Annotated in this window: 21 protein-coding genes; 9 read left to right on the top strand and 12 right to left on the bottom strand. The window is 40.3% G+C overall.

From position 1 onward, the window contains the following. Positions 1-4: 4 nt before the first annotated feature. The gene (gene sat / locus CSV77_RS10045) at positions 5-1,147 is read right to left on the bottom strand and encodes a sulfate adenylyltransferase (protein ID WP_099673310.1); all 1,143 of its coding nucleotides are present in this window, start codon (positions 1,145-1,147) and stop codon (positions 5-7) included. Positions 1,148-1,214: 67 nt separating this feature from the next. Next, on the bottom strand, positions 1,215-1,922 hold the full coding sequence (locus CSV77_RS10040; protein WP_099673309.1) for a phosphoadenylyl-sulfate reductase: 708 nt from the start codon (positions 1,920-1,922) through the stop codon (positions 1,215-1,217). A gap of 545 nt (positions 1,923-2,467) precedes the next feature. On the opposite strand from CSV77_RS10040, the gene CSV77_RS10035 reads away from it, so the two are divergent. After that, complete coding sequence (locus CSV77_RS10035) at positions 2,468-3,184, top strand: YebC/PmpR family DNA-binding transcriptional regulator (RefSeq protein WP_099673308.1); 717 nt, start codon at positions 2,468-2,470, stop codon at positions 3,182-3,184. Between the two features lie 40 nt (positions 3,185-3,224). Here CSV77_RS10035 and CSV77_RS10030 read toward each other — a convergent pair whose 3' ends face one another. Further along, positions 3,225-3,599, bottom strand: a complete 375-nt coding sequence (locus tag CSV77_RS10030; RefSeq protein ID WP_099673307.1) for an SLAP domain-containing protein — start codon at positions 3,597-3,599, stop codon at positions 3,225-3,227. Between the two features lie 218 nt (positions 3,600-3,817). Here CSV77_RS10030 and CSV77_RS10025 point away from each other — a divergent pair, with 218 nt between their 5' ends. The 3 genes from CSV77_RS10025 (at position 3,818) to CSV77_RS10015 (ending at position 6,273) form a co-directional block, all read left to right on the top strand. Further along, positions 3,818-4,285 carry a low molecular weight protein-tyrosine-phosphatase gene (locus tag CSV77_RS10025; RefSeq protein ID WP_099673306.1) on the top strand — a complete coding sequence of 156 codons (468 nt, stop codon included), beginning with the start codon at positions 3,818-3,820 and terminating at the stop codon, positions 4,283-4,285. Beyond that, positions 4,282-4,983 carry an RluA family pseudouridine synthase gene (locus CSV77_RS10020; RefSeq protein ID WP_099673305.1) on the top strand — a complete coding sequence of 234 codons (702 nt, stop codon included), beginning with the start codon at positions 4,282-4,284 and terminating at the stop codon, positions 4,981-4,983. The genes CSV77_RS10025 and CSV77_RS10020 overlap by 4 nt, the downstream gene beginning before the upstream one ends. A 75-nt stretch (positions 4,984-5,058) precedes the next feature. Continuing rightward, entirely contained in the window at positions 5,059-6,273 is a 1,215-nt protein-coding gene (locus tag CSV77_RS10015) for a carboxylate--amine ligase (RefSeq protein WP_099673304.1), read from the top strand. A 48-nt stretch (positions 6,274-6,321) separates the two neighbouring features. Here the strand turns inward: CSV77_RS10015 and CSV77_RS10010 are convergent, their stop codons facing one another. Next, on the bottom strand, positions 6,322-8,055 hold the full coding sequence (locus CSV77_RS10010; RefSeq protein ID WP_099673303.1) for a methyl-accepting chemotaxis protein: 1,734 nt from the start codon (positions 8,053-8,055) through the stop codon (positions 6,322-6,324). A 286-nt stretch (positions 8,056-8,341) separates the two neighbouring features. On the opposite strand from CSV77_RS10010, the gene CSV77_RS10005 reads away from it, so the two are divergent. Further along, positions 8,342-9,385: a lipid II:glycine glycyltransferase FemX gene (locus CSV77_RS10005; protein ID WP_099673302.1), complete on the top strand. Its 1,044-nt coding sequence runs from the start codon at positions 8,342-8,344 to the stop codon at positions 9,383-9,385. A gap of 38 nt (positions 9,386-9,423) precedes the next feature. Continuing rightward, on the top strand, positions 9,424-10,605 hold the full coding sequence (locus tag CSV77_RS10000) for a DEAD/DEAH box helicase (protein ID WP_099673301.1): 1,182 nt from the start codon (positions 9,424-9,426) through the stop codon (positions 10,603-10,605). A 163-nt stretch (positions 10,606-10,768) separates the two neighbouring features. Here CSV77_RS10000 and map read toward each other — a convergent pair whose 3' ends face one another. The 3 genes from map to CSV77_RS09985 form a co-directional block, all read right to left on the bottom strand. Beyond that, positions 10,769-11,518 (bottom strand): type I methionyl aminopeptidase, encoded by a 750-nt coding sequence (map, locus tag CSV77_RS09995; protein WP_099631765.1) that lies wholly within the window; start codon positions 11,516-11,518, stop codon positions 10,769-10,771. 94 nt (positions 11,519-11,612) lie between these two features. After that, positions 11,613-11,954 carry a magnetosome magnetite crystal formation protein family gene (locus tag CSV77_RS09990; RefSeq protein ID WP_099631766.1) on the bottom strand — a complete coding sequence of 114 codons (342 nt, stop codon included), beginning with the start codon at positions 11,952-11,954 and terminating at the stop codon, positions 11,613-11,615. Between the two features lie 101 nt (positions 11,955-12,055). Beyond that, positions 12,056-12,793 carry a hypothetical protein gene (locus CSV77_RS09985; protein WP_099673300.1) on the bottom strand — a complete coding sequence of 246 codons (738 nt, stop codon included), beginning with the start codon at positions 12,791-12,793 and terminating at the stop codon, positions 12,056-12,058. Between the two features lie 230 nt (positions 12,794-13,023). Between CSV77_RS09985 and CSV77_RS09980 the strand changes: the two genes are divergently transcribed. Next, a complete protein-coding gene (locus CSV77_RS09980) occupies positions 13,024-13,569 on the top strand; it encodes a GNAT family N-acetyltransferase (RefSeq protein ID WP_099631768.1) in 546 nt (181 codons plus the stop codon). A gap of 345 nt (positions 13,570-13,914) precedes the next feature. Here the strand turns inward: CSV77_RS09980 and CSV77_RS09975 are convergent, their stop codons facing one another. The 3 genes from CSV77_RS09975 to CSV77_RS09970 form a co-directional block, all read right to left on the bottom strand. Beyond that, positions 13,915-14,493, bottom strand: a complete 579-nt coding sequence (locus tag CSV77_RS09975) for a beta-class carbonic anhydrase (protein ID WP_099673299.1) — start codon at positions 14,491-14,493, stop codon at positions 13,915-13,917. Between the two features lie 106 nt (positions 14,494-14,599). Next, positions 14,600-14,740 carry a hypothetical protein gene (locus CSV77_RS17030; protein WP_169535197.1) on the bottom strand — a complete coding sequence of 47 codons (141 nt, stop codon included), beginning with the start codon at positions 14,738-14,740 and terminating at the stop codon, positions 14,600-14,602. Between the two features lie 107 nt (positions 14,741-14,847). Next, on the bottom strand, positions 14,848-16,080 hold the full coding sequence (locus CSV77_RS09970) for an aminopeptidase (RefSeq protein WP_099673298.1): 1,233 nt from the start codon (positions 16,078-16,080) through the stop codon (positions 14,848-14,850). 185 nt (positions 16,081-16,265) lie between these two features. Between CSV77_RS09970 and motA the strand changes: the two genes are divergently transcribed. Further along, positions 16,266-17,075, top strand: a complete 810-nt coding sequence (motA, locus tag CSV77_RS09965) for a flagellar motor stator protein MotA (protein ID WP_099631771.1) — start codon at positions 16,266-16,268, stop codon at positions 17,073-17,075. Beyond that, positions 17,059-17,826: a flagellar motor protein MotB gene (gene motB / locus CSV77_RS09960; protein ID WP_099631772.1), complete on the top strand. Its 768-nt coding sequence runs from the start codon at positions 17,059-17,061 to the stop codon at positions 17,824-17,826. The genes motA and motB overlap by 17 nt, the downstream gene beginning before the upstream one ends. Before the next feature lie 28 nt (positions 17,827-17,854). Here the strand turns inward: motB and CSV77_RS09955 are convergent, their stop codons facing one another. Further along, positions 17,855-18,076, bottom strand: coding sequence for a DUF1128 domain-containing protein (locus CSV77_RS09955; protein WP_099631773.1), 222 nt, complete (start codon positions 18,074-18,076; stop codon positions 17,855-17,857). 74 nt (positions 18,077-18,150) lie between these two features. Then, entirely contained in the window at positions 18,151-19,506 is a 1,356-nt protein-coding gene (locus CSV77_RS09950) for an alanine/glycine:cation symporter family protein (RefSeq protein WP_099673297.1), read from the bottom strand. Positions 19,507-19,517 lie beyond the last annotated feature (11 nt).

Here is a 19,517-nt window from a genome sequence, read left to right as displayed (position 1 = left end):
TCCCTCACTTTGCCAGTTCTTTTTCTTGTAATCCACTAATCAGTACATCAACCACTTCTTTGCGACTGAATTCCGGTGGAGGCAAGATGCCATTTTTCAACATTTCACGTACTTTAGTTCCCGAAAGGATGACATGGTTTTCACTGGAGTGCGGACAAGTTTTAGGTGTTGCCATATTGCCGCAAATTTTACAGAAGAAACTATGTTCAAAGAACAGTAACGTGATGCCGATTTCTTCCGCTGTAAAGTTTGAGAAAATTTCTTGCGCTTCGTAAGTACCATAATAATCTCCAACACCTGCATGGTCACGGCCGACAATAAAGTGTGTACAACCATAATTTTTACGCACAATAGCATGGAAAATTGCCTCGCGTGGTCCTGCATAACGCATTGCGGCAGGGAAGACAGCCAACTTCACACGATCTTCAGGGTAGTAGTCACGCAGTAATACTTGATAACTCTCCATCCGTACATCAGCGGGAATATCGTCAGACTTTGTTTCACCAACTAGCGGGTTGAGCAATAGTGCGTCTACGATTTCGAGTGCGGTTTTTTGAATATATTCATGCGCACGATGCACAGGATTACGCGTTTGGAATCCGACAACCGTCTTCCAACCATTATTTTCAAATACTTGACGAGTTTCAGAAGGATCAAAATAAAACTCAGCAAAATTTTTCTGTTCTATTCGTCTAATCAGTTTAATCGGTCCGCCAAGATAGATATGGCCACGATCAAGTAATTTCGCTACACCTGGATGTGCACGGTCAGCTGTCTTATACACTTTTTCTGCTTCAGTTTGTTGATCAGGTTTGAAGATATCCGTAATTTCAAGTGTGCCGTATATGTCACCTTGATAGTCGAGTAAAACCGTATCGCCTACGGAATAAGGCGAACTATCTTTTACGGGTAGCGTAATAGGTAAACTCCATATCGTACCGTCCGCAAGACGAATATCATTGACGACAGCGTGATAATCTTCAGAAGTTAAAAATCCAGTTAGCGGGCTGTATGCGCCCGTTGCGATTAATTCCAAATCACTTACTGATGTGGCATCAATTGAGACTATTTTGTGCAATCCCTTAGTGGAGAGAGTGGGATCATATAAATTAACTAACTTACCGCCATGTGGTTGTATTGTTGTCATTTGTAAACACCTATCCTTTTCATTTTAATAAGTCATATAGAAATACTAGGTTTTAAGTTAAAAAAATTTACGTATGCAGTCCACATTCTGTCTTACCACTACCAGTCCAGCGTCCAGAACGCATATCTTCTTCAGTAAATGCTGGTTTTGTACAGTTTGCGCACCCAATACTCGGGTAGCCTTGATCATGAAGTATATTATAGTCCAGTTCATGTGTGTGGGCGAAACGCCAAACATCTTTCCACGTCCAATGAATCAGCGGACACACTTTAATCTTCTTAAAACGGTTATCTACATTTAGATACTCCGTAGATTTTCTCGTTGCAGATTGTTCGCGACGTAATCCTGATATCCAAGCAGTAGAAGGGGCAATCGCTTCTTCCAATGGTTTAATTTTTCGCAAATCACAGCATTGGTTTGGATTGGTTTTCCAAAGATCTATTCCATATTGATCTGACTGTTCTTCAATAGTCAATCCAGGTTGTTGCAAATGGATTTGAAGTTGAGGATAACGCTTCTTCACTTTTTCTATCGTGTCATACGTTTCTTGGAAATGATAATTCGTGTCTAAGAAAACAATTTTGGCATCGGGCTTCACGCGTGAAATCAGTTCAATCAATACAATTCCTTCAATACCAAAGCTACAAGCATAGACTAGCTTTTCTCCGTAGTGATCATAAGCCCATTGCAACACTTCGGAAGCTCCTTTGGTCTCGGAGTCTGCTTTAAACTCTGGTAAGACCGGTGCATCTTTCCACGATTCAAATGTGACCATTTTATCCCCCCGCTAACTGTTATATTATTAACAGTTTAACAGATAATTTAAAATAGTCAATGCAAATTAGAATAGTAGGGATTAAAAATTATTTGCATAATAGTAGAGCCTATTAATTGGTGTAAGGTCCGTTGCATAGTAATTAATAACTGATAATGGATAGTGTTTTTTTAAAAACAGCTTTTCTTAAGGGGGATGAAAGAAGTTTTGTATAGCACTAGCAGTGTAAGTGGAGAGTTCATTATCCTCACTTTGGCGCTAGTAGATAGCTCGTCGCTACGCCGCCGCGACAGGCGTGGCTGGATAGTGGTTCTGCCAAAAAGATTTCTAGTTTCGGTATGTACTTCGCGGCAGTATAATGATTGAATTTAATGCTAGTCACACTTCGTTACAGGCGAAAAATAGCAAAAGACCAATGTCCACTTGGGGCGAAGATCAGCGGTGTCTACCTGCGTCTATTTATCTTTTTACTTTTCATGTAAAAAAGCAATTGGTATACTTAATAGTAGCAAACCATTAAAACTAAAGGAAGAAGTGTGTACTCAATGGGCCGTAAATGGAATAATATTAAAGAAAAGAAAGCGTCTAAAGATGCGAACACAAGTAGAATCTATGCAAAATTTGGCCGTGAAATATATGTGGCAGCAAAATCAGGAGATCCAAGTCCCGAATCGAATCAAGCACTGAAATTCGTACTCGAGCGTGCAAAAACGTACAGCGTACCAAAAGCAATCATCGACCGTGCAATCGAAAAGGCAAAAGGTGGCGGTGAGGAAAACTTTGATGAACTTCGTTACGAAGGATTCGGACCGAATGGCTCAATGGTCATCGTGGACGCGTTGACAAATAACGTCAATCGGACAGTTTCCGAAGTACGTGCGGCATTCGGGAAAAATGGGGGCAATATGGGCGTGAGTGGTTCTGTAGCTTATATGTTTGATCCCGCTGCGATTATCGGTGTGGAAGGCAAAACGGAAGAAGAAGTATTGGAGTTATTGATGGAAGCAGACGTTGATATAAACGATATCGAGGAGGAAGATGGGCAAGTAGTTGTATACGCTGATCCTTCCCATTTCCATGAGGTGCAGGAAGCATTCAGTCAAGCCGGTATTACGGACTTTACTGTAGCAGAGTTGTCCATGATAGCGCAGAATGAAATTTCATTAGATGCAGAAGCGCAGGAACAGTTTGAAAAAATGATTGATGCACTCGATGATTTAGAAGATGTACAACAAGTTCACCATAATGTTGAGTTAACATAAAAAACAGCTGTTCCACAAGGAGCAGCTGTTTCTTCATGTATTACTTTACGGTGACCTTCCATCCATCAGTCGGTTCTTCAGTGGAATCTACACAAGTTGGTAAAAAGACGAAAGACCAGGGCGTTGCCGCGAAAGGTGGAATATCGAGGGACAATGAAAATGTCTCCTCAGCCGCTGTTTCTCCACGTTCATTTACTACACATACTGTAGCTTCACGGATAGATAATAATTCATCGCGATTATTTTGCAAAAATACCGTAGCGACTATTCCTCCATTACGTTTTCTCTTTATCAGTATAGGTGTAGCTGTAAATTCTTCATGTACAGTTCTTTTAGTTTCATATTGATAAATAAAAGCCTGTTTTTGTTGGTCTGATAAAGTAGCTTCCCATGTTTTTTCAAACACAATATGCATAGGATAGACCCCCTTTCTCCTACATCGTTCCCTAGATATTGATATTTAAGTCCCATTATATCACAGAATAATAATAAATATTAATTACGACTTAATTCTCTTGTATAAGATATATATTTCGTAGTATTCGGAATTGCCGCTGATTATTATACATAAAATGAAGTAATTTATCGAATGATGTATACTAGAATAGAAATATAATAAAGGGAGAGAGTCGTATGATACGTGTATTATTCGTTTGTCTCGGGAATATTTGTCGCTCACCTATGGCAGAAGGTGTGTTTCGTAAGATGATTCATGATGAACGATTGGAGAATCACATCGAAGTAGACTCGGCAGGAACAAGCGATTGGCATATCGGGAAAGCTCCACATGAAGGAACGCTGTCCAAACTGGCAGAATTTCAAATTTCAGCAGATGGGATGGCTGGACGTCAGTTAAACATAAAAGATGCAGGGGAATTTGAATATATTATTGGAATGGATGAAGAAAACATCCGAAATATTCATAACATATTTGGTGATCATGACCACCAGCGTGTGCTCCGTTTTTTGGATTTGACTAGTCATCAAAAAGACGTTCCAGATCCGTACTACACGGGTGATTTTCAGGAAACATATGACTTGGTGCTTGAAGGTTGTCAGGCATTATTGGAACTTATAAAAAAAGAGGCATCCATTAAATGAAGATACCTATCCTATATGAAGATAACCATCTCTTAGTCGTGGAAAAGCCGGTCAACGTACCGGTGCAGAATGATGAGAGCGGAGACTTAGACGTATTGACTATATTAAAGCAAGATATTAAAAGACGTTATCAAAAACCGGGAAATGTATATCTTGGCTTAGTACATCGTCTTGATCGTCCAGTTGGCGGTGTGATGGTATTTGCTAAAACATCCAAAGCAGCATCTCGTCTATCTGATCAGCTTCGTCGTGGCGTCATTGAACGGAAATACTTAGCAGTTCTCCGCGGTGTGCCTCGAAAAAAACAATCTACTCTTCAGCACTATTTATACAAGAATCGTCTGAAAAATCAAGTGTATACTGTGAAGCCAAATCATCCAGAAGGGAAAGTAGCTAGTTTGGAATATCAGGTACTTGATAAAAAAATTGATCACAGCTTGGTAAGTGTACGTCTACATACAGGACGTTCACATCAAATTCGAGTACAAATGGCCACAGAAGGCCATCCACTCTATGGTGATCAGAAATACGGAAGTTCATTGAATAGGCGTGGCGAACAGATTGCGTTGTGGGCGCACAAACTAGAATTCGAACATCCGACAACAAAGGAAATGATGCAATTTACCTCGGAAGCGCCACGAGTTTATCCTTGGGAATTATATTCTACTCATGATCAAGTTTATAAAACGTATGGTTAGTGAAGAACGGTCCTTTCTTGACTTACGAATTCGGTACAACTACACTAAATGGAAAAACGTCTGTTGGAGGAATATATGAGTAAGCATTCTTTTATCCCGATTATTGTCGGAACTAACATTAACGCCTATAATATGGCGATTTCATTTCATGAAGAATATGGCATTAAACCTGTAATTGTAGGTAGAGAATCATTGCCTTTCACAAGCTATAGTACGATTACAGATATCCAGGAATTACATCCAGGTTTGCATGATCCTAAAGTATTCGTCCAGTTTTTACGTGAAATTGCTAAAAAGTATCGCACGGCTGATCAGAAATTAGTACTTGTCGGAACAGACGATCTATATGTCCGTTTGATTATTGAGCAACGAGAAGCTTTGCAAGAAGATTTCTTGTTCAATTATATCGATGAAGAAATTATGAATGCCGTCTATATTAAGAAAAATTTCTATGAATTATGCGCGGAGCATGGAATAGATACACCCTCTACATACTTCCATTCATGTGTATCTGATGAACCATTTACAAAAGAAGTACTGTTCCCGGTCATCATCAAGCCTAGCGATGGTGTTCAATACTATCGCCATCCGTTTGAAGGGTTGCAGAAGATCTATAAAGTCGATACATACGAGGAAATCAATCGCATTATCCAAATGGTAAAAGCCAGTGGATACACAGAAGATCTGATTATCCAAGATTTCATTCCAGGCGATGATACGTATATGTGGGATGCTGTATATTACGCTGATCAGCATGGTAAAGCGCAGTTAATCACATTGGCTCAGGTGGTATTACAAGAACGTGCGATGACGGCGATCGGAAACTATACAGCATTGATTACGCGATATGATGAAGAAATTATGACGAAATTGGCTAACTTCCTTGAAGCGATTGGCTATGTCGGTTATGGGAACTTCGATTTGAAATACGATGAACGCGATGGCAAATTTAAGGCGTTTGAAGTGAATATTCGTCAAGGGCGTTCAAGTTATTACATTACGCAATGCGGTGAAAATATGGCGAAGTATTTAGTCGATGACTTAGTATACGGAAAAGAAAAAGCCCTCACATATCTAGATGATCATTTCCTATTCACTGTCGTACCGAAAGCAGTATTAAAAAAGTTTGTCGATAATCCGCCTATGGAAAAAGAGATTCGGTCACTTATCAAAGCAGGAAAGTATGGTAATCCTTTATTCTATAGTAAAGATAAACATATGAAGCGTAAATTGTATTTACTGATGCGCCAAATCAACTATTACAAGAAATATAAAAATGCTGTTGAATAATAAAACATCCCTGCCTACGCGCAGGGATGTTTTACCTCACTTAACTGATTAGCTAAATCGATCAACAAGGTCGTGCATATTCTCCGCTTCTGTATGAAGATCGAGGGAAGCGTGCATAATCGTGCTGATTGCAGCTTTTTGTTCATCGATGGATGCATTGACTTGTTCGGTAGCAGCAGCTGATTCAGTTGCTACAGCTGCAATTTGATCAATTGCTTGAACAACGTGTTGTCGATTTTCATCCATACTATTCATATCATTTTCCATAGTCTTCAACAGCGATGTGATGTTGAGAATGGAATCGGATAGTTGTTCGAAAGCATTTTTAGTTTCCAGAATCGTACCTTCTTGATGACTTGTCAAATCTAATGTGTGTTTCATTTGGTTCTCGGCAGTCGTCGTATCTTTCCGAATATGCACGAGCAGATCGCGAACTCTCGTAGTTGCCTCGTTTGTGTCTTCAGATAAATGACGTACTTCATTGGCTACTACAGCGAATCCTTTTCCATGTTCTCCTGCGCGAGCGGCTTCAATACTAGCGTTTAATGCTAGTAAGTTCGTTTGCTCTGAGATCGAGGAAATCGTTTGGACAATTGCTTGTATTTCATTCATTCTAGATACAAGTTGTGAGAAGTTACCTTGTAAGTCGTTGATGACGATGTTGAAATTCTGAGAGTTTTCTTCCAAAGTCTCTGCTTTTTGCATACCTGAACTTTGTAGAGTGTTCATGCTATGCATTTCCTTCACAACGTTTTCATATTGCTCTGATGCATTGGAAATCAATGTGGATAATTGACTAACTTTTGTAATCGCGATATCTGCTTCTTCGGATTGCACAACTGCTCCTGAAGATACTTCAGAAATAGCGCTATGAATTTCGTCAGCCGATGCAGTCGCTTCTTCCGTGATTGCGCTAAGTGTTTCGGAAGATGTTCTCATACGGTCTGAAGAAAGTCTTGTATGACCGACCATCTCATTCAGATTATTTTTCATTGTATTAACATTTTCAGCTAAATGACCGAGCTCATCACGTGAACGGATCGGAATATCTTCTCCGGATAATTTACCTTGCGCAATTTCAGCCGTAATGTGGCGGATATTCTTAATATAGGATGTTAGACGTCCTGAGAAGATTGAGAATAAAGTAACACCCACTATGACAGAAATAATAACTGATAGTAAGGTATACCATAAAACATTTTTCGCTCCAGCATTAAAGTCTACTAGGTAGGTTCCTGCCACTACAATCCATCCCCAATTTGGATCTTGTAGGCTGTACGTGATTTTTGGCGCTTCAACATTCAGGTTACTTGGCAGCGGCCAGTCATACTGTACATAACCACCTCCGCTTTTAGCTTCTGAGATTACCTCTCGAATAAAGTAACGACCATCTTTTGTTTTGGTTTCATAGAGACTTTCTCCTTCTTTCTGTGGATGTACGAGCAAAGTGCCTTCCTCATCCACAACGTAAAAGTAGAAGTTCTCCCCGTATTTCGCTGGGTTTTCTAAAGATCGAGTACCGTCAGTGGCCATAGGTCCCATAATTTTGTCTTTAGCCCGTTTTTGGGCGTCCTCTAAACTTATTGTACCGTTCTCTACTTGAACATTGAGCTCGTCGATCAAGTCTAGGATCGCATACGTTCCGTTTTGTAATCCCATTTCTCCAACAGACTCAAGTTCCTGCTTTGCTACGAAGTAATTGACAATACCAACAGCTAATAATGGAATTAAAATAACTAGTGCTGCAAGCGCTATCAACTTGTTACGTACTGAACCTTTCAATATGTAATGCCCCCTTTTGCATGTTTGCTATATGAAACCTTTCTACCCTTTTTATAGTATAGGCTATTCTAATTAATAACGGAATAGCTTGTCTCATTTAATAGTAATTTATTACTTAATTTCCAAACTCCGTTGGTAAATGACAGGGAACTACTCTTCGATTCTTGACTTGAAAAATACAGTAGGCTACACTTAATAGAGCTGTGGCTGTGCGGTTCTTTAAGATTTTCAAACGATTAAAACGGAAATTGTACGGAGTCATAGTAATGTAAGGAGTGTTCGAGCAGTGCCGATTTTAGATAAAAGCAATGCGGAAGATGTAAAAAGGTATGAAACGTTTATGAGAAATTCTCCATTTCGTTCAATTACACAAGATCCCAATTGGGCAAATGTGAAAGACGACTGGGGTAATGAGCAAGTATATATAGAACGGGACGGAGAAATTGTAGCCGCTATGTCCTTATTGATACGGAAAGTGCCAGGCGGATTTTCCTTACTATATGCACCACGTGGACCTATTTGCGATTTACATAATCAGAAGTTGGTTGCAGAATTGATTCAAGAGGCAGAGGTGCTTGTAAAAAAACATAAAGCCTTTGCATTAAAAATGGACCCAGAACAACTGTATACAGATGAAATGGACAAGCTATATCGTGATGCGGGTTACATAGTACGCAACGAAGGCGCGGGTAAAGAAGATTTAATACAGCCCCGTTATAATATGATTGTTAAATTGACTGACGAAGATGAAGATTCTTTAATGCTTAAGTTCCGCAGCAGAACGAGAAGTAAAATCCGAAGCTCTGCACGTAAAGGTGTGGAGATTTCCTATTCACGCAGTGATGAATATTTAAAGAAGTTCTTTGAAATTCATGAAGAAATGTCTGTTCGTAATCAGATCTCCATTCGATCATATGATTATTTCGTCAAAATGCGAGAAGCATTCGATGATTTACGCATTTATATAGCAAAGCACGAAGACGACTATTTAGCTGGTGCTATAACTATTAATTATAATGGGAAGTTGTATTACTTATATGCGGGCAGTTCCAACACGAAGCGCAATCTAAATCCAAGTTATCTTATGAACTATGAAATGATGAAGTGGGGATTGGAAATCGGAGCGGAACAGTATGATCTTGGTGGGGTATTCGTACTCGACAGTGAGCAGGATGGCTTATATAATTTTAAAAACAGTTTTTGTCAGGTGGACGGAGTGACAGAATTTATCGGTGAAATCGATAAAGTATACAAACCGTTCATTTATAACCTATTTGTAAAAGTAGTGCCTAAAATTCAGAAGTTGAAAAAGAAGCTTCAAAAAAAATAACCGGTTGAAATCCTCAACTATAGAAAAGAGTGAACCGAATGAATTTTTTAGATGAGCTGAATGAATCTTTACGCACAAAATGGAAATTTAAACAACCTATGCCGATTCAGTCTCAAATGATACCCGAGATGTTGTCTGGTAAAGATATAGTAGCGGAATCACCAACAGGGACAGGTAAAACACTTGCCTATACATTACCTGTGATTCAAATGGTTGATGGGAATCTACCGAAGACACAAGCGTTAATCATCACACCATCACAAGAGCTGTCCATGCAGATCGTCAATGTGATACGCGAGTTGGTGGAAGGTACTCCAGTTACCGTAACACAGCTGATTGGCGGTGCAAACATGCAACGTCAAGTCGAAAGGCTGAAGAAAAAACCGACAATTGTAGTCGGTACACCAGGCAGATTAAATGAACTAGTAAGAGAAAGAAAGCTGAAAATGTATGATATAAAATACTTGGTTATTGATGAAGGAGATCAACTTTTGTCGCGCGAATATCGAGTACTGGTGAAAAGCTTGATTGAAGCAGCGAATCCCGAACGTCAGTTGGCCGTTGTGTCCGCAACAATTACGGATGAAATCGAACTGGTCGCTAAGCAAATGATGAAGGATCCAATTCGTTTACAAGTCAATGCGGATGAGATTCCAAATAGTGGTCAAGTAATTCATTCCTATGTAAAAGTGGATGAACGCAAAAAGACCGATGTACTTCGAGGAATCTCTGCAATATCAGGCGTGCGCGCATTAACATTCATGAATAATGTAGATCAATTGCGCATGAAAGAGCTAAAACTACTTTACAATGATGCACCAATTGCAGTCCTTTACTCTGATATGAAGAAACTAGATCGCCAGAAAACGTTAGAAGACTTCAGAAAAGGTACTATTCGCATACTGATTGCAACAGACTTAGCAGCGCGAGGATTGGACATCGAAGGGTTGACACACGTCATCCATGTCGACGTACCGCACACGGCCGAGCAATACGTGCACAGATCAGGAAGAACGGGCCGTGCAGGAGCAGACGGAGAAGTCCTAACACTCCTATCTTACTCGGAAGAACGCGACTACCGTAAAGTTTCCAAAGGCATCAAAACCGTTCAAAAAGTTTGGTACAACGGACAACTGATCGAAGGAAACTCCAAGACATTGGAAGAAATGAAAAAAGCGGCACCAAAGAAATCAAAGCCGAAAGTTAAGAAAAAGAAATAATAAAACGAAACATCCAAACGATGATATGCAAAGACTGAAGACGGCCCGGGTAGGAGGAGGCTATTCTTCAGTCTTTTCTTTTTACTACTATATCTATTAACCAAAACTTTGTAACATAAAAATGAGTGTGCACGGAACCGTCCGCACACACTCATTTCCACTATCAATCAAGTTGAGTCAAAATTATAGGCTGATCTTTCGTCACGACAATCGTATGCTCAATTTGGGCAACTAATGACTTATCTGGCGTAACAAATGTCCAACCGTCATCCAATTCAATCACATGCTCAGCCGCCTGCGAAACGAATGGCTCCACTGCCAGAACCATACCATCCTTCAATAATGTTTTATCCCAAGGATCATAATAATTCAGAACATGCTGAGGCTCTTCGTGAAGAGACGTACCAATTCCGTGACCGGTTAAATTTTTAATCACATGTAAGCCATGATCTTTCGCCTCGCGCTCCACAGCTTTACCGATTTGATTCAAACTAGAACCTGCTTTCACTTTTAATAACGCGCGGTCCAAAGCTGATTTTGCTACATCGCATAACTTCTGTTTTTGCTCGTCAGGTGTACCTGCCACGAATGAAATACCCGTATCTGCAAAATAGCCGCCAGCTGATCCGGAAACATCTATATTCACAAGATCACCGTCTTGGATCTCGTAGCTTCCTGGAATGCCATGCGCTACTTGATGGTTGACGCTGATACATGTATAGCCAGGGAAGTCATACTGGTCGATAGGAGCAGAAACCGCACCTTTTTCAGCGAACAGACGACCTGCCATATCATCAAGTTCTTTCGTTGTGATGCCAGGTACCGTAGCTTCTTTCAACGTTTCACGGATTTCTGCAACAATTTTACCTATTGCCCGTAACCCCTCTAATTCTTCATCATTTTTTACAATCATGTTCACAAGTCCCTTCTTCCGTACAATTTATTCAATTCTACTATATCATACTTTATTATTGTTTTTTTAATGATTAGCTTGTTCATTCCATTCCTTATTTCAGGACTTTTACACCTTGATAGACATTCCAAATCAAGACGATTACAAACAATAAACTATATAAAGTGATGAATAACACAGGAATGAATCCCCAGAACATCATATTGCTGTTTGCATTTGTCAAGCTATCGGAATTAAAGGAAAAGATCGAAAAGGACATAATAATGAATCCAGCAATTAGTAATACCATAGGAATGATATGTGAAACGAGTGCCTTTTTTGCATGACGGCGAACTTCGAATTCATCCGCAACGAAATAAATGATGATTGGCAGTAGAAGGGGGGCGAAAAAGACACTAAAATAACTAAGTGATGACAATAACTTTGAATTTGACATAGCGTAACCTCCACTCTTTAGCATGATAGTCCACACTCTAACCTATACCCTAGTTTACGGTATAATCACGAAAAAAACACGGCTGCCTAATTGGCACCGTGTTATAATTGTTTGGGCTTTGAAAAACGCTGACCCATAAATAGTAGAAAACCAATTACCGCGGAAAGAAATAAAGCGGCTGTTGAAACAAATAGTTCATCGGTTCCATTTTTTATTGCAATACCGATGAAAGACCAAATGATAATTAAATTAAACATAGAGTCATGGTAGTGATACATAAAATGTAGGGCAATCGCTGTAGTTAGAGTCAAGAACAATACTGTCCATAGTGGATCACTCAAACCCCATCCTGTCCAATCGTGGAATTTGAAAGCATAGTTAGAATTCGCGATGACAGCGATGAAGATCCATGCCATGTAAGCCGAGATCGGAAGTCGTTCGCGATTCGTTCCCTCTATTTTTGCATAACTGAAATACAACACGAGTAAACAAATTAATAAAGCAATTACGCTGACGATGGCCCAATAATAATAACTATAATGCCATAATAATAGCCATGCGATATTTAAAAAACAGCTGACCGAGAACGAGATTGCACGTAAATTGGCGACAGATGAAGAAAGTCTAGCTACTGTTTTGGAAAACATGTATAGCCAACAGACAAGTAACAAATCTAGCACTATCCAAATTGAAAAAACGTACTCTGCAGGCATGAATAGAACCGGTACCCGATTAGCAATTTCCCAAGTAGTCAGTCCGTTAAGTGGGATTAAATTTGCAGCGATATGAGTTCCAATCATGATGAGTAGCGAAAGTACCATCAAAATAATTCTTAGCATGATAAAATCCTCCTGAACAACAGTATACAGAGAATACGGATCAATGGAGTGGGAAAGTATGAATTTTCCTTTACAAATGAGAAAATGTGGCATTCTATTGTCTTGTACATGTAAAAAATCTATAATAAGAACTAATGAATTCAGATAACTAGAACTGATTCTTCAATTCATTCGCACCGATTGGATAAAGTAGAAGATAAGAACAGAATGCTTCGAAAAGGATGAGGACAATGATTTTACTCGAAGGGGAGCAATGCTACCTACGAATACTCACGGAAGATGACGCGTACCAATTCACCCAGCTACTTATTGCCAATAAGGAATACTGGACAGAATTTGAACCAAGACATGATAATACGTACTACACAGTAGCAATGCAGCGAGATAAAATTCGGGAATCTCTTTATCAAATGCGTGACCGACGAGAGTACAACTTCGGAATTTTTGATTCGGAAACAAGTATGATTATTGGCCAAATTTCATTGTATAGTATTAAACGGTTACCGTTTTCCAGTGGTTTTGTGGGGTATTCCATTGATCAGCGGCAAACTGGAAGAGGTATTGGTACTGAAGCAGTCTCACTCATTAATCAATTTGCGTTTGAAAAAGTGAATCTGCATAGGGTGGAAGCTTATGTATCACCTCGTAATGTAGGTTCAGTGAAAGTATTGGAAAAAGCACAATTCCAGCGTGAGGGATTATTGCGTCAATTGCTGTTCATTAATGGTGTGTGGGAAGATCATTATATGTATGCCATTGTGGAAGGGGATTATTGAAAGGGTAAGACCCTTTTGGAGAAGTGGATGATTATATGGAAAAGCCGGCTCTTCGAATAGAAGATGCTGGTTTTTCTTGATTTTTGAGGTTTGATGGCGGTGTGGACGTGTTTCGCTCAACGTTTGGTGTAAGCGCTCATAGTTCATGACTATCCGCTCTATCAAACGGGTAACTGCTCTATCAAACCAGTCAACCGCTCTATGTCACCTGGAAACCGCTCATACCCTCGCCACGAGCGCTCACAGTCGACCCGGAACCGCTCTAAAGCTCCTAAAGTCCACTTCTCCATCAACAAACAAAACCGGCTCTTCACGTAGAAGAGGCCGGTTTTTCTAAAAGCTATTTTACAGAGACAATTCTTGTGCTTTGTAACCATCTTCAATAATATCCAGCTTGCCGTTAGCAGGGTCGATTACAAGACCATGCACATTTACGTCGGTTGGGATGAGAGGGTGGTTGCGGATCGCGTCCACACTCTTTTTCACACTCTCTGTCACATCGCTGAAACCGTGCAACCATTTTTCCATATCGATACCGGAATACTTCAATGTTTTGAACATGTTCGGATCAACACCGCGCTCAATCATGTTTCCTATAATGTGATCCGTGTTGATAGAGCTCATGCCGCAATCATGATGTCCGATCACGTATATTTCATCTGCTTGTAATTCATAAACGGCAACTAATATACTTCGCATCAAACCGCCAAAAGGAGATGTGATAATAGCGCCAGCACTTTTAATGATTTTAGCATCGCCATTTTTTAAGTTCATTGCTTTAGGAAGAAGCTCGATTAATCTGGTATCCATACATGTAAGGATGACAATCCGTTTATTAGGAAATTTCGTAGTGGAAAATTCCTCATACTTTTTTTCCTCAACGAAGCCTTTGTTATAAATCATGATTTCGGATAATGATGTCATTGCTTTAATCTCCTCCGTACTGTTTATAGTATGTAAAAGAAAAGAGTCGCCATTTTAGGCAACTCTAATCATGAAATCCATTTCCATTAAAACTGGAATTGAAGAATTAGTTTCTGCCTTCTGGTTTCGGATCAATAGTAATGGAGTCGTTTGAATCCATTGATCCAGATAAGAAGTGCATCGTAAACAAGGATGCAAGTCCAAGAACAACCATGTAACCGATAACTGTTGTATACATTAAAGCCATTTGAAAGCCCCTCTTTCTGAAATGTATTATGTTCTCTTATCTATTATACATGATTTTCAAGAAAATATTAAGAGCTTCTGTAAACTTCGGATGAAAAGTGACGGATTTTAGAATGCCCAATTACCGTTACGGAAAATAGGCTCTACTGTTCCGTCTTCTAGTATTCCATCAATATCCATCTTTTCAGATCCAATCATGAAGTCGACATGTGTTAAGCTTTGATTCAATCCATTAGCCTGTAGTTGTTCGGATTCCATTTCTTTCCCGCCGTCTAGGCAAAATGCGTAGGCACTTCCAATGGCCAAATGATTCGAAGCGTTTTCATCAAATAATGTATTATAGAATAACACATTCGAATTAGAAATAGGTGAGTCATGCGGAACTAGTGCTACTTCGCCAAGGAAATGTGAGCCTTCATCAGTATCGACAAGTTGTTTCAAAATTTCCTCGCCTTGAGTAGCTGTAACGTTTGTGATTTTGCCATCTTTAAATTGAAGCGTGAAGTCCTCGATAATTGTTCCTGCATAGCTAAGTGGTTTAGTGCTAGTAACAGAACCATTCACTCCAGTTTTCAACGGTGCCGTAAAGACTTCCTCAGTTGGCATATTGGCCATGAACTCATGCCCTGCCTGATTGACACTACCGGCCCCACACCATAAGTGCTTTTCCGGTAATTCTATTGTTAAGTCGGTGCCTGGAGCTGTATAATGAAGTTTACGGTAATGTTTACCATTCAAATAATCTACTTTTTCATGCAAGTTTTCATTGTGCTTTTTCCATGCCTGCACTGGATCTGGCTGATCAGCCCTTACAGCACGTAAAATAGAATCCCATAGAGCGGGTACTTGTTCTTCCGTAGGTAGTTCAGGGAAAATTTTAGCTGCCCATGCTGTCGAAGGTGCAGCAATTACTGTCCAACAGAATTTATCTGCCTGCATAGCTTGGCGGAACTTGCTAAGCGCAGTGCTGGAGGCTTTCTGATTATCGCGAATTCTACTGGATTCGATACCATTTAATAAGTCAGGGTCTTGCGATACGATTGACATGAAAGCAGCGCCTTTTTCAGCTAACTGTTCACGCTCCATCTGTTTCCACGTAGGGAACTCGGAAAACGAATCCGCTGGTGCTTTTTCATAACGGAGACGTGTGACGACATCATCGATCCAGTCTACGAAGACTTGTCGCGCTCCTGCATCATAAGCTTTTTCAACGATCAATCGAACAAATGAAGTATTTTCAGTAGAAGCGCTGATGAATAGATATTGGTCTTGTTGAATATTTACACCCACCTTTACAGCTAAGTCGGCATAATTGGAAAGTTGATTTTGAAATTGATTCATCATGACATCTCCTTTTTACGTAATGTGACAATTCTAACAAGTGAAGTTCACAGTTCGCAACGATAATGCAATCGGGATAGGATGAAATACTCTTAACTCCCTAAGAATAGTCGACAGTTTTCCCTAAACAACATCAGAAATCAACCGAAATAATAAGAAGAATGTAGTATTTGGAGGCTTTATACATGGATTTATCCACAATTGTAGGTTTAGTATTAGGATTTGCAGCTCTCCTCGTCGGGATGACGCTTAAAGGGGTAACGCCCGATGCATTACTTAACCCGGCGGCTATTCTAATCATCATAGCAGGAACGATTGCCGCTGTTGTCATCGCATTCCCGATGAATGAATTAAAAAAGGTACCTAAATTATTTAAAATTATTTTTACTCAGCAAAAGCTTGCATCGGATGCAGAATTAATTCGTCTATTTTCTTCTTGGGCTGATATTGCTCGTCGAGAAGGGTTACTTGCCTTGGAAGCAAAAACAGATGAAATTGATGATCCGTTTTTGAAAAATGGTTTGGGTTTGGCGATTGACGGTCAGAATGCCGATTATATTCGTGATGTATTAAGTGAAGAGGTGGAGGCGATGCAGGAGCGACATTCAGTAGGTGCACTGATCTTCTCGCAAGCCGGTACATATGCTCCTACATTAGGGGTTCTCGGTGCTGTTGTAGGACTGATTGCCGCACTAAAAGACATGAATAATATCGATGCGTTAGGCCACGCGATTTCTGCTGCATTTATTGCGACATTGCTTGGGATTTTTACGGGATACGTCTTATGGCATCCGTTCTCCAATAAACTTGTACGAAAATCAAAAGAAGAAGTCCGTCAGAGGACAATGGTGATTGAAGGAATTCTTTCCGTATTGGAAGGGGAAGCACCGCGTGTCATCGAACAAAAATTGGCATCTTATCTTTCTGTAGAAGACCGGAAGAAGCTAGCTATTGATGGTAGCGAAGGAGCTGGTAAAGTTGGCGAAGAAGCGTAAGAAAAAGAAGCATGAAATTGAACATATTAATGAGTCCTGGCTATTACCTTACGCCGATCTTTTGACATTATTACTAGCATTATTCATCGTATTATTTGCTACGAGTTCAGTAGATGAGGGACGATTTGCAGAAGTCTCTAAAGTATTCAGCGAAATATTTGAAAGTGGTAGCGGAATCATGAGTGAGAGCGCGCCAACCACTACCCCTGTTCCACACGACTCAGTAGGTGAGCTTGATGAGAACTCCTCATATATGGAAGATCAGCAATCCTTGGGAGAAACGCAAGATGATTTGGACGAGTATATTGCTGTGAATGAATTAGAGACCCAGTTTGAGACTGAAATGACAAGTGAAGGCTTATTGCTCACAATTCGTGACAGTGTGCTGTTTAAATCGGGAGAAGCAAAAATTACTCCAGAGTATAAAAGACTGGCGAATGATATCTCTCGGTTGCTAACACTGGATAGGCCTCGCCAGGTGGTCATCACAGGTCATACAGACAACATTCCTATCAACAATGCAGAGTATTCATCCAACTGGGAGTTAAGCGTTATGCGTGCAGTAGAGTTTCTTAAAATCATTGTGGCAGACAATGAAGTCGACCCGAATCTTTTCAGTGCGAAAGGATACGGAGAGTATAAGCCAATTGTTCCGAACAATACGATAGAAAATCGCAGTAAAAACCGAAGAGTGGAAGTACTCATTCAGCCACTGGTCTTAAAAGATGGCACACCCGTCACACCGCAATAAAAAAGCGACTCCAAGTGGAGTCGCTTTTTTACTTGCGCAAAGAACCGAGTTCGGCCGCAATTGCTTGCATTTCATTCGGTGTGATGTTGTCGCGTTTCATGACCGTCTTGTACATATAGTACAAATCTTCATACTGCTCTGTACTGAAGTTTTCGGGCTTCATCGCATCCACATTTACCATGCGTAGTTTTTCTTTAATCTGTTCGATCATGTATGAGACATTCTCAGGTGATTTTGAAGACAAATCCATATTCTTACCGCCTTTCCTCTAATGAAAACAATCATTTCATGAAAGCGGTAAGCTGTCAACCGCACTGAGAAGTGTTACTTACGGGATGCTTCACGTTCTTCGTCAATTTTCTTCTTGAAACGTCGTGTCTCCATAATGACAACACCAGACAAACCGAGCAATCCAATTAAGTTTGGAATCGCCATTAAGCCATTTAATACATCTGCTAAAATCCATACAAGGTCAAGTGATGCAGTCGCCCCTACAAATATGAATGCTACGAATATTATTCGATAAGCAAGGACTGCAGCGCGATTAGGGATGAGATATTGGAAGCACTTCTCTCCATAATAACTCCAACCTAAAATGGTAGATGTAGCAAAGAACACAAGTCCTATTGATACTAAGATCGGCCCGATACCACCAAGGAATGAGCCAAACGCTTCTGCTGTCAAAGAACCAGCATCAATTGATTTATCTTGCCATTTATTACTCATAACAATTGTGACACCTGTAATTGAACAAATGACTAACGTATCGAATAATACTTGTGTCATTGAAACAAGAGCCTGACGTCCAGGCATATCTGTACGTGCAGCAGCAGCTGCGATTGGCGCTGAACCGAGACCTGCTTCATTAGAGAAGAGTCCTCGCGCGACACCGAATCGGATTACGGTACCGATTGCACCACCGGCAATTGCTTGGCCTGTGAATGCGTCTGTGAAAATCAGACCGAATGCTGCTGGAACTTGTTCAATGTTCAATACCATAACAATCGCACCAGCAAAGAAATAGAATAGTGCCATGATCGGTACGAAAAATGCCGTCACACGACCGATTGATTTGATACCTCCAAGAATAACAAGTGCACCGAATAGTACCAATGCAATTCCAGTAATATAGTGTGGCACATCAAAAGTGCTTTTCATTACGTCTGCTACTGCTTTAGATTGTGTTCCGTTCCCAATTCCGAACGCGGCCAATGCACCGAATATCGCAAATAGTACGCCGAGCCATTTTTGCTTTAGACCATGTTCCAGATAGTACATCGGTCCACCAGCCATCAAGCCATTGGAATCTTTAACGCGGTACTTAACAGCCAAGATTGCCTCACTGTACTTTGTTGCCATACCGAAGAACCCTGCAAGCCACATCCAGAAAATCGCCCCTGGTCCACCTGCTACAACAGCAGATGCAACGCCGACGATATTACCGACACCGACTGTGGCGGCCATCGCAGTCATTAGAGCCTGGAACTGTGAAATGTCACCATCTGCTTTCTTATCATGCTTCCTTGAAAAAACTTGCTTCAGTGAATAAGGCAGTAATCTTAATTGAATAAATGTTAAACGTAGTGTTAAATAAATTCCGGTACCAATTAATAAAATGAGCAGTGGCGGTCCCCATATTAAATCGGACGCAGTAGTCAAGAAATTCTCGATCTTTTCCATTTCATCCCCCC

The organism is Sporosarcina sp. P16b (genome assembly GCF_002743065.1).
Lineage (GTDB): Bacteria > Bacillota > Bacilli > Bacillales_A > Planococcaceae > Sporosarcina.
The sequence above is the reverse complement of the archived record's forward strand: the minus strand, read 5'-3'. Positions and strand labels throughout refer to the sequence as shown.

Coding starts and splice junctions, on each gene's coding strand:
- sat (WP_099673310.1), bottom strand. CDS start 1,147: ATGACAACAATACAACCACATGGCGGTAAGTTAGTTAATTTATATGAT.
- CSV77_RS10040 (WP_099673309.1), bottom strand. CDS start 1,922: ATGGTCACATTTGAATCGTGGAAAGATGCACCGGTCTTACCAGAGTTT.
- CSV77_RS10035 (WP_099673308.1), top strand. CDS start 2,468: ATGGGCCGTAAATGGAATAATATTAAAGAAAAGAAAGCGTCTAAAGAT.
- CSV77_RS10030 (WP_099673307.1), bottom strand. CDS start 3,599: ATGCATATTGTGTTTGAAAAAACATGGGAAGCTACTTTATCAGACCAA.
- CSV77_RS10025 (WP_099673306.1), top strand. CDS start 3,818: ATGATACGTGTATTATTCGTTTGTCTCGGGAATATTTGTCGCTCACCT.
- CSV77_RS10020 (WP_099673305.1), top strand. CDS start 4,282: ATGAAGATACCTATCCTATATGAAGATAACCATCTCTTAGTCGTGGAA.
- CSV77_RS10015 (WP_099673304.1), top strand. CDS start 5,059: ATGAGTAAGCATTCTTTTATCCCGATTATTGTCGGAACTAACATTAAC.
- CSV77_RS10000 (WP_099673301.1), top strand. CDS start 9,424: ATGAATTTTTTAGATGAGCTGAATGAATCTTTACGCACAAAATGGAAA.
- map (WP_099631765.1), bottom strand. CDS start 11,518: ATGATTGTAAAAAATGATGAAGAATTAGAGGGGTTACGGGCAATAGGT.
- CSV77_RS09990 (WP_099631766.1), bottom strand. CDS start 11,954: ATGTCAAATTCAAAGTTATTGTCATCACTTAGTTATTTTAGTGTCTTT.
- CSV77_RS09985 (WP_099673300.1), bottom strand. CDS start 12,793: ATGCTAAGAATTATTTTGATGGTACTTTCGCTACTCATCATGATTGGA.
- CSV77_RS09980 (WP_099631768.1), top strand. CDS start 13,024: ATGATTTTACTCGAAGGGGAGCAATGCTACCTACGAATACTCACGGAA.
- CSV77_RS09975 (WP_099673299.1), bottom strand. CDS start 14,493: ATGACATCATTATCCGAAATCATGATTTATAACAAAGGCTTCGTTGAG.
- CSV77_RS17030 (WP_169535197.1), bottom strand. CDS start 14,740: ATGGCTTTAATGTATACAACAGTTATCGGTTACATGGTTGTTCTTGGA.
- CSV77_RS09970 (WP_099673298.1), bottom strand. CDS start 16,080: ATGAATCAATTTCAAAATCAACTTTCCAATTATGCCGACTTAGCTGTA.
- motA (WP_099631771.1), top strand. CDS start 16,266: ATGGATTTATCCACAATTGTAGGTTTAGTATTAGGATTTGCAGCTCTC.
- CSV77_RS09955 (WP_099631773.1), bottom strand. CDS start 18,076: ATGGATTTGTCTTCAAAATCACCTGAGAATGTCTCATACATGATCGAA.
- CSV77_RS09950 (WP_099673297.1), bottom strand. CDS start 19,506: ATGGAAAAGATCGAGAATTTCTTGACTACTGCGTCCGATTTAATATGG.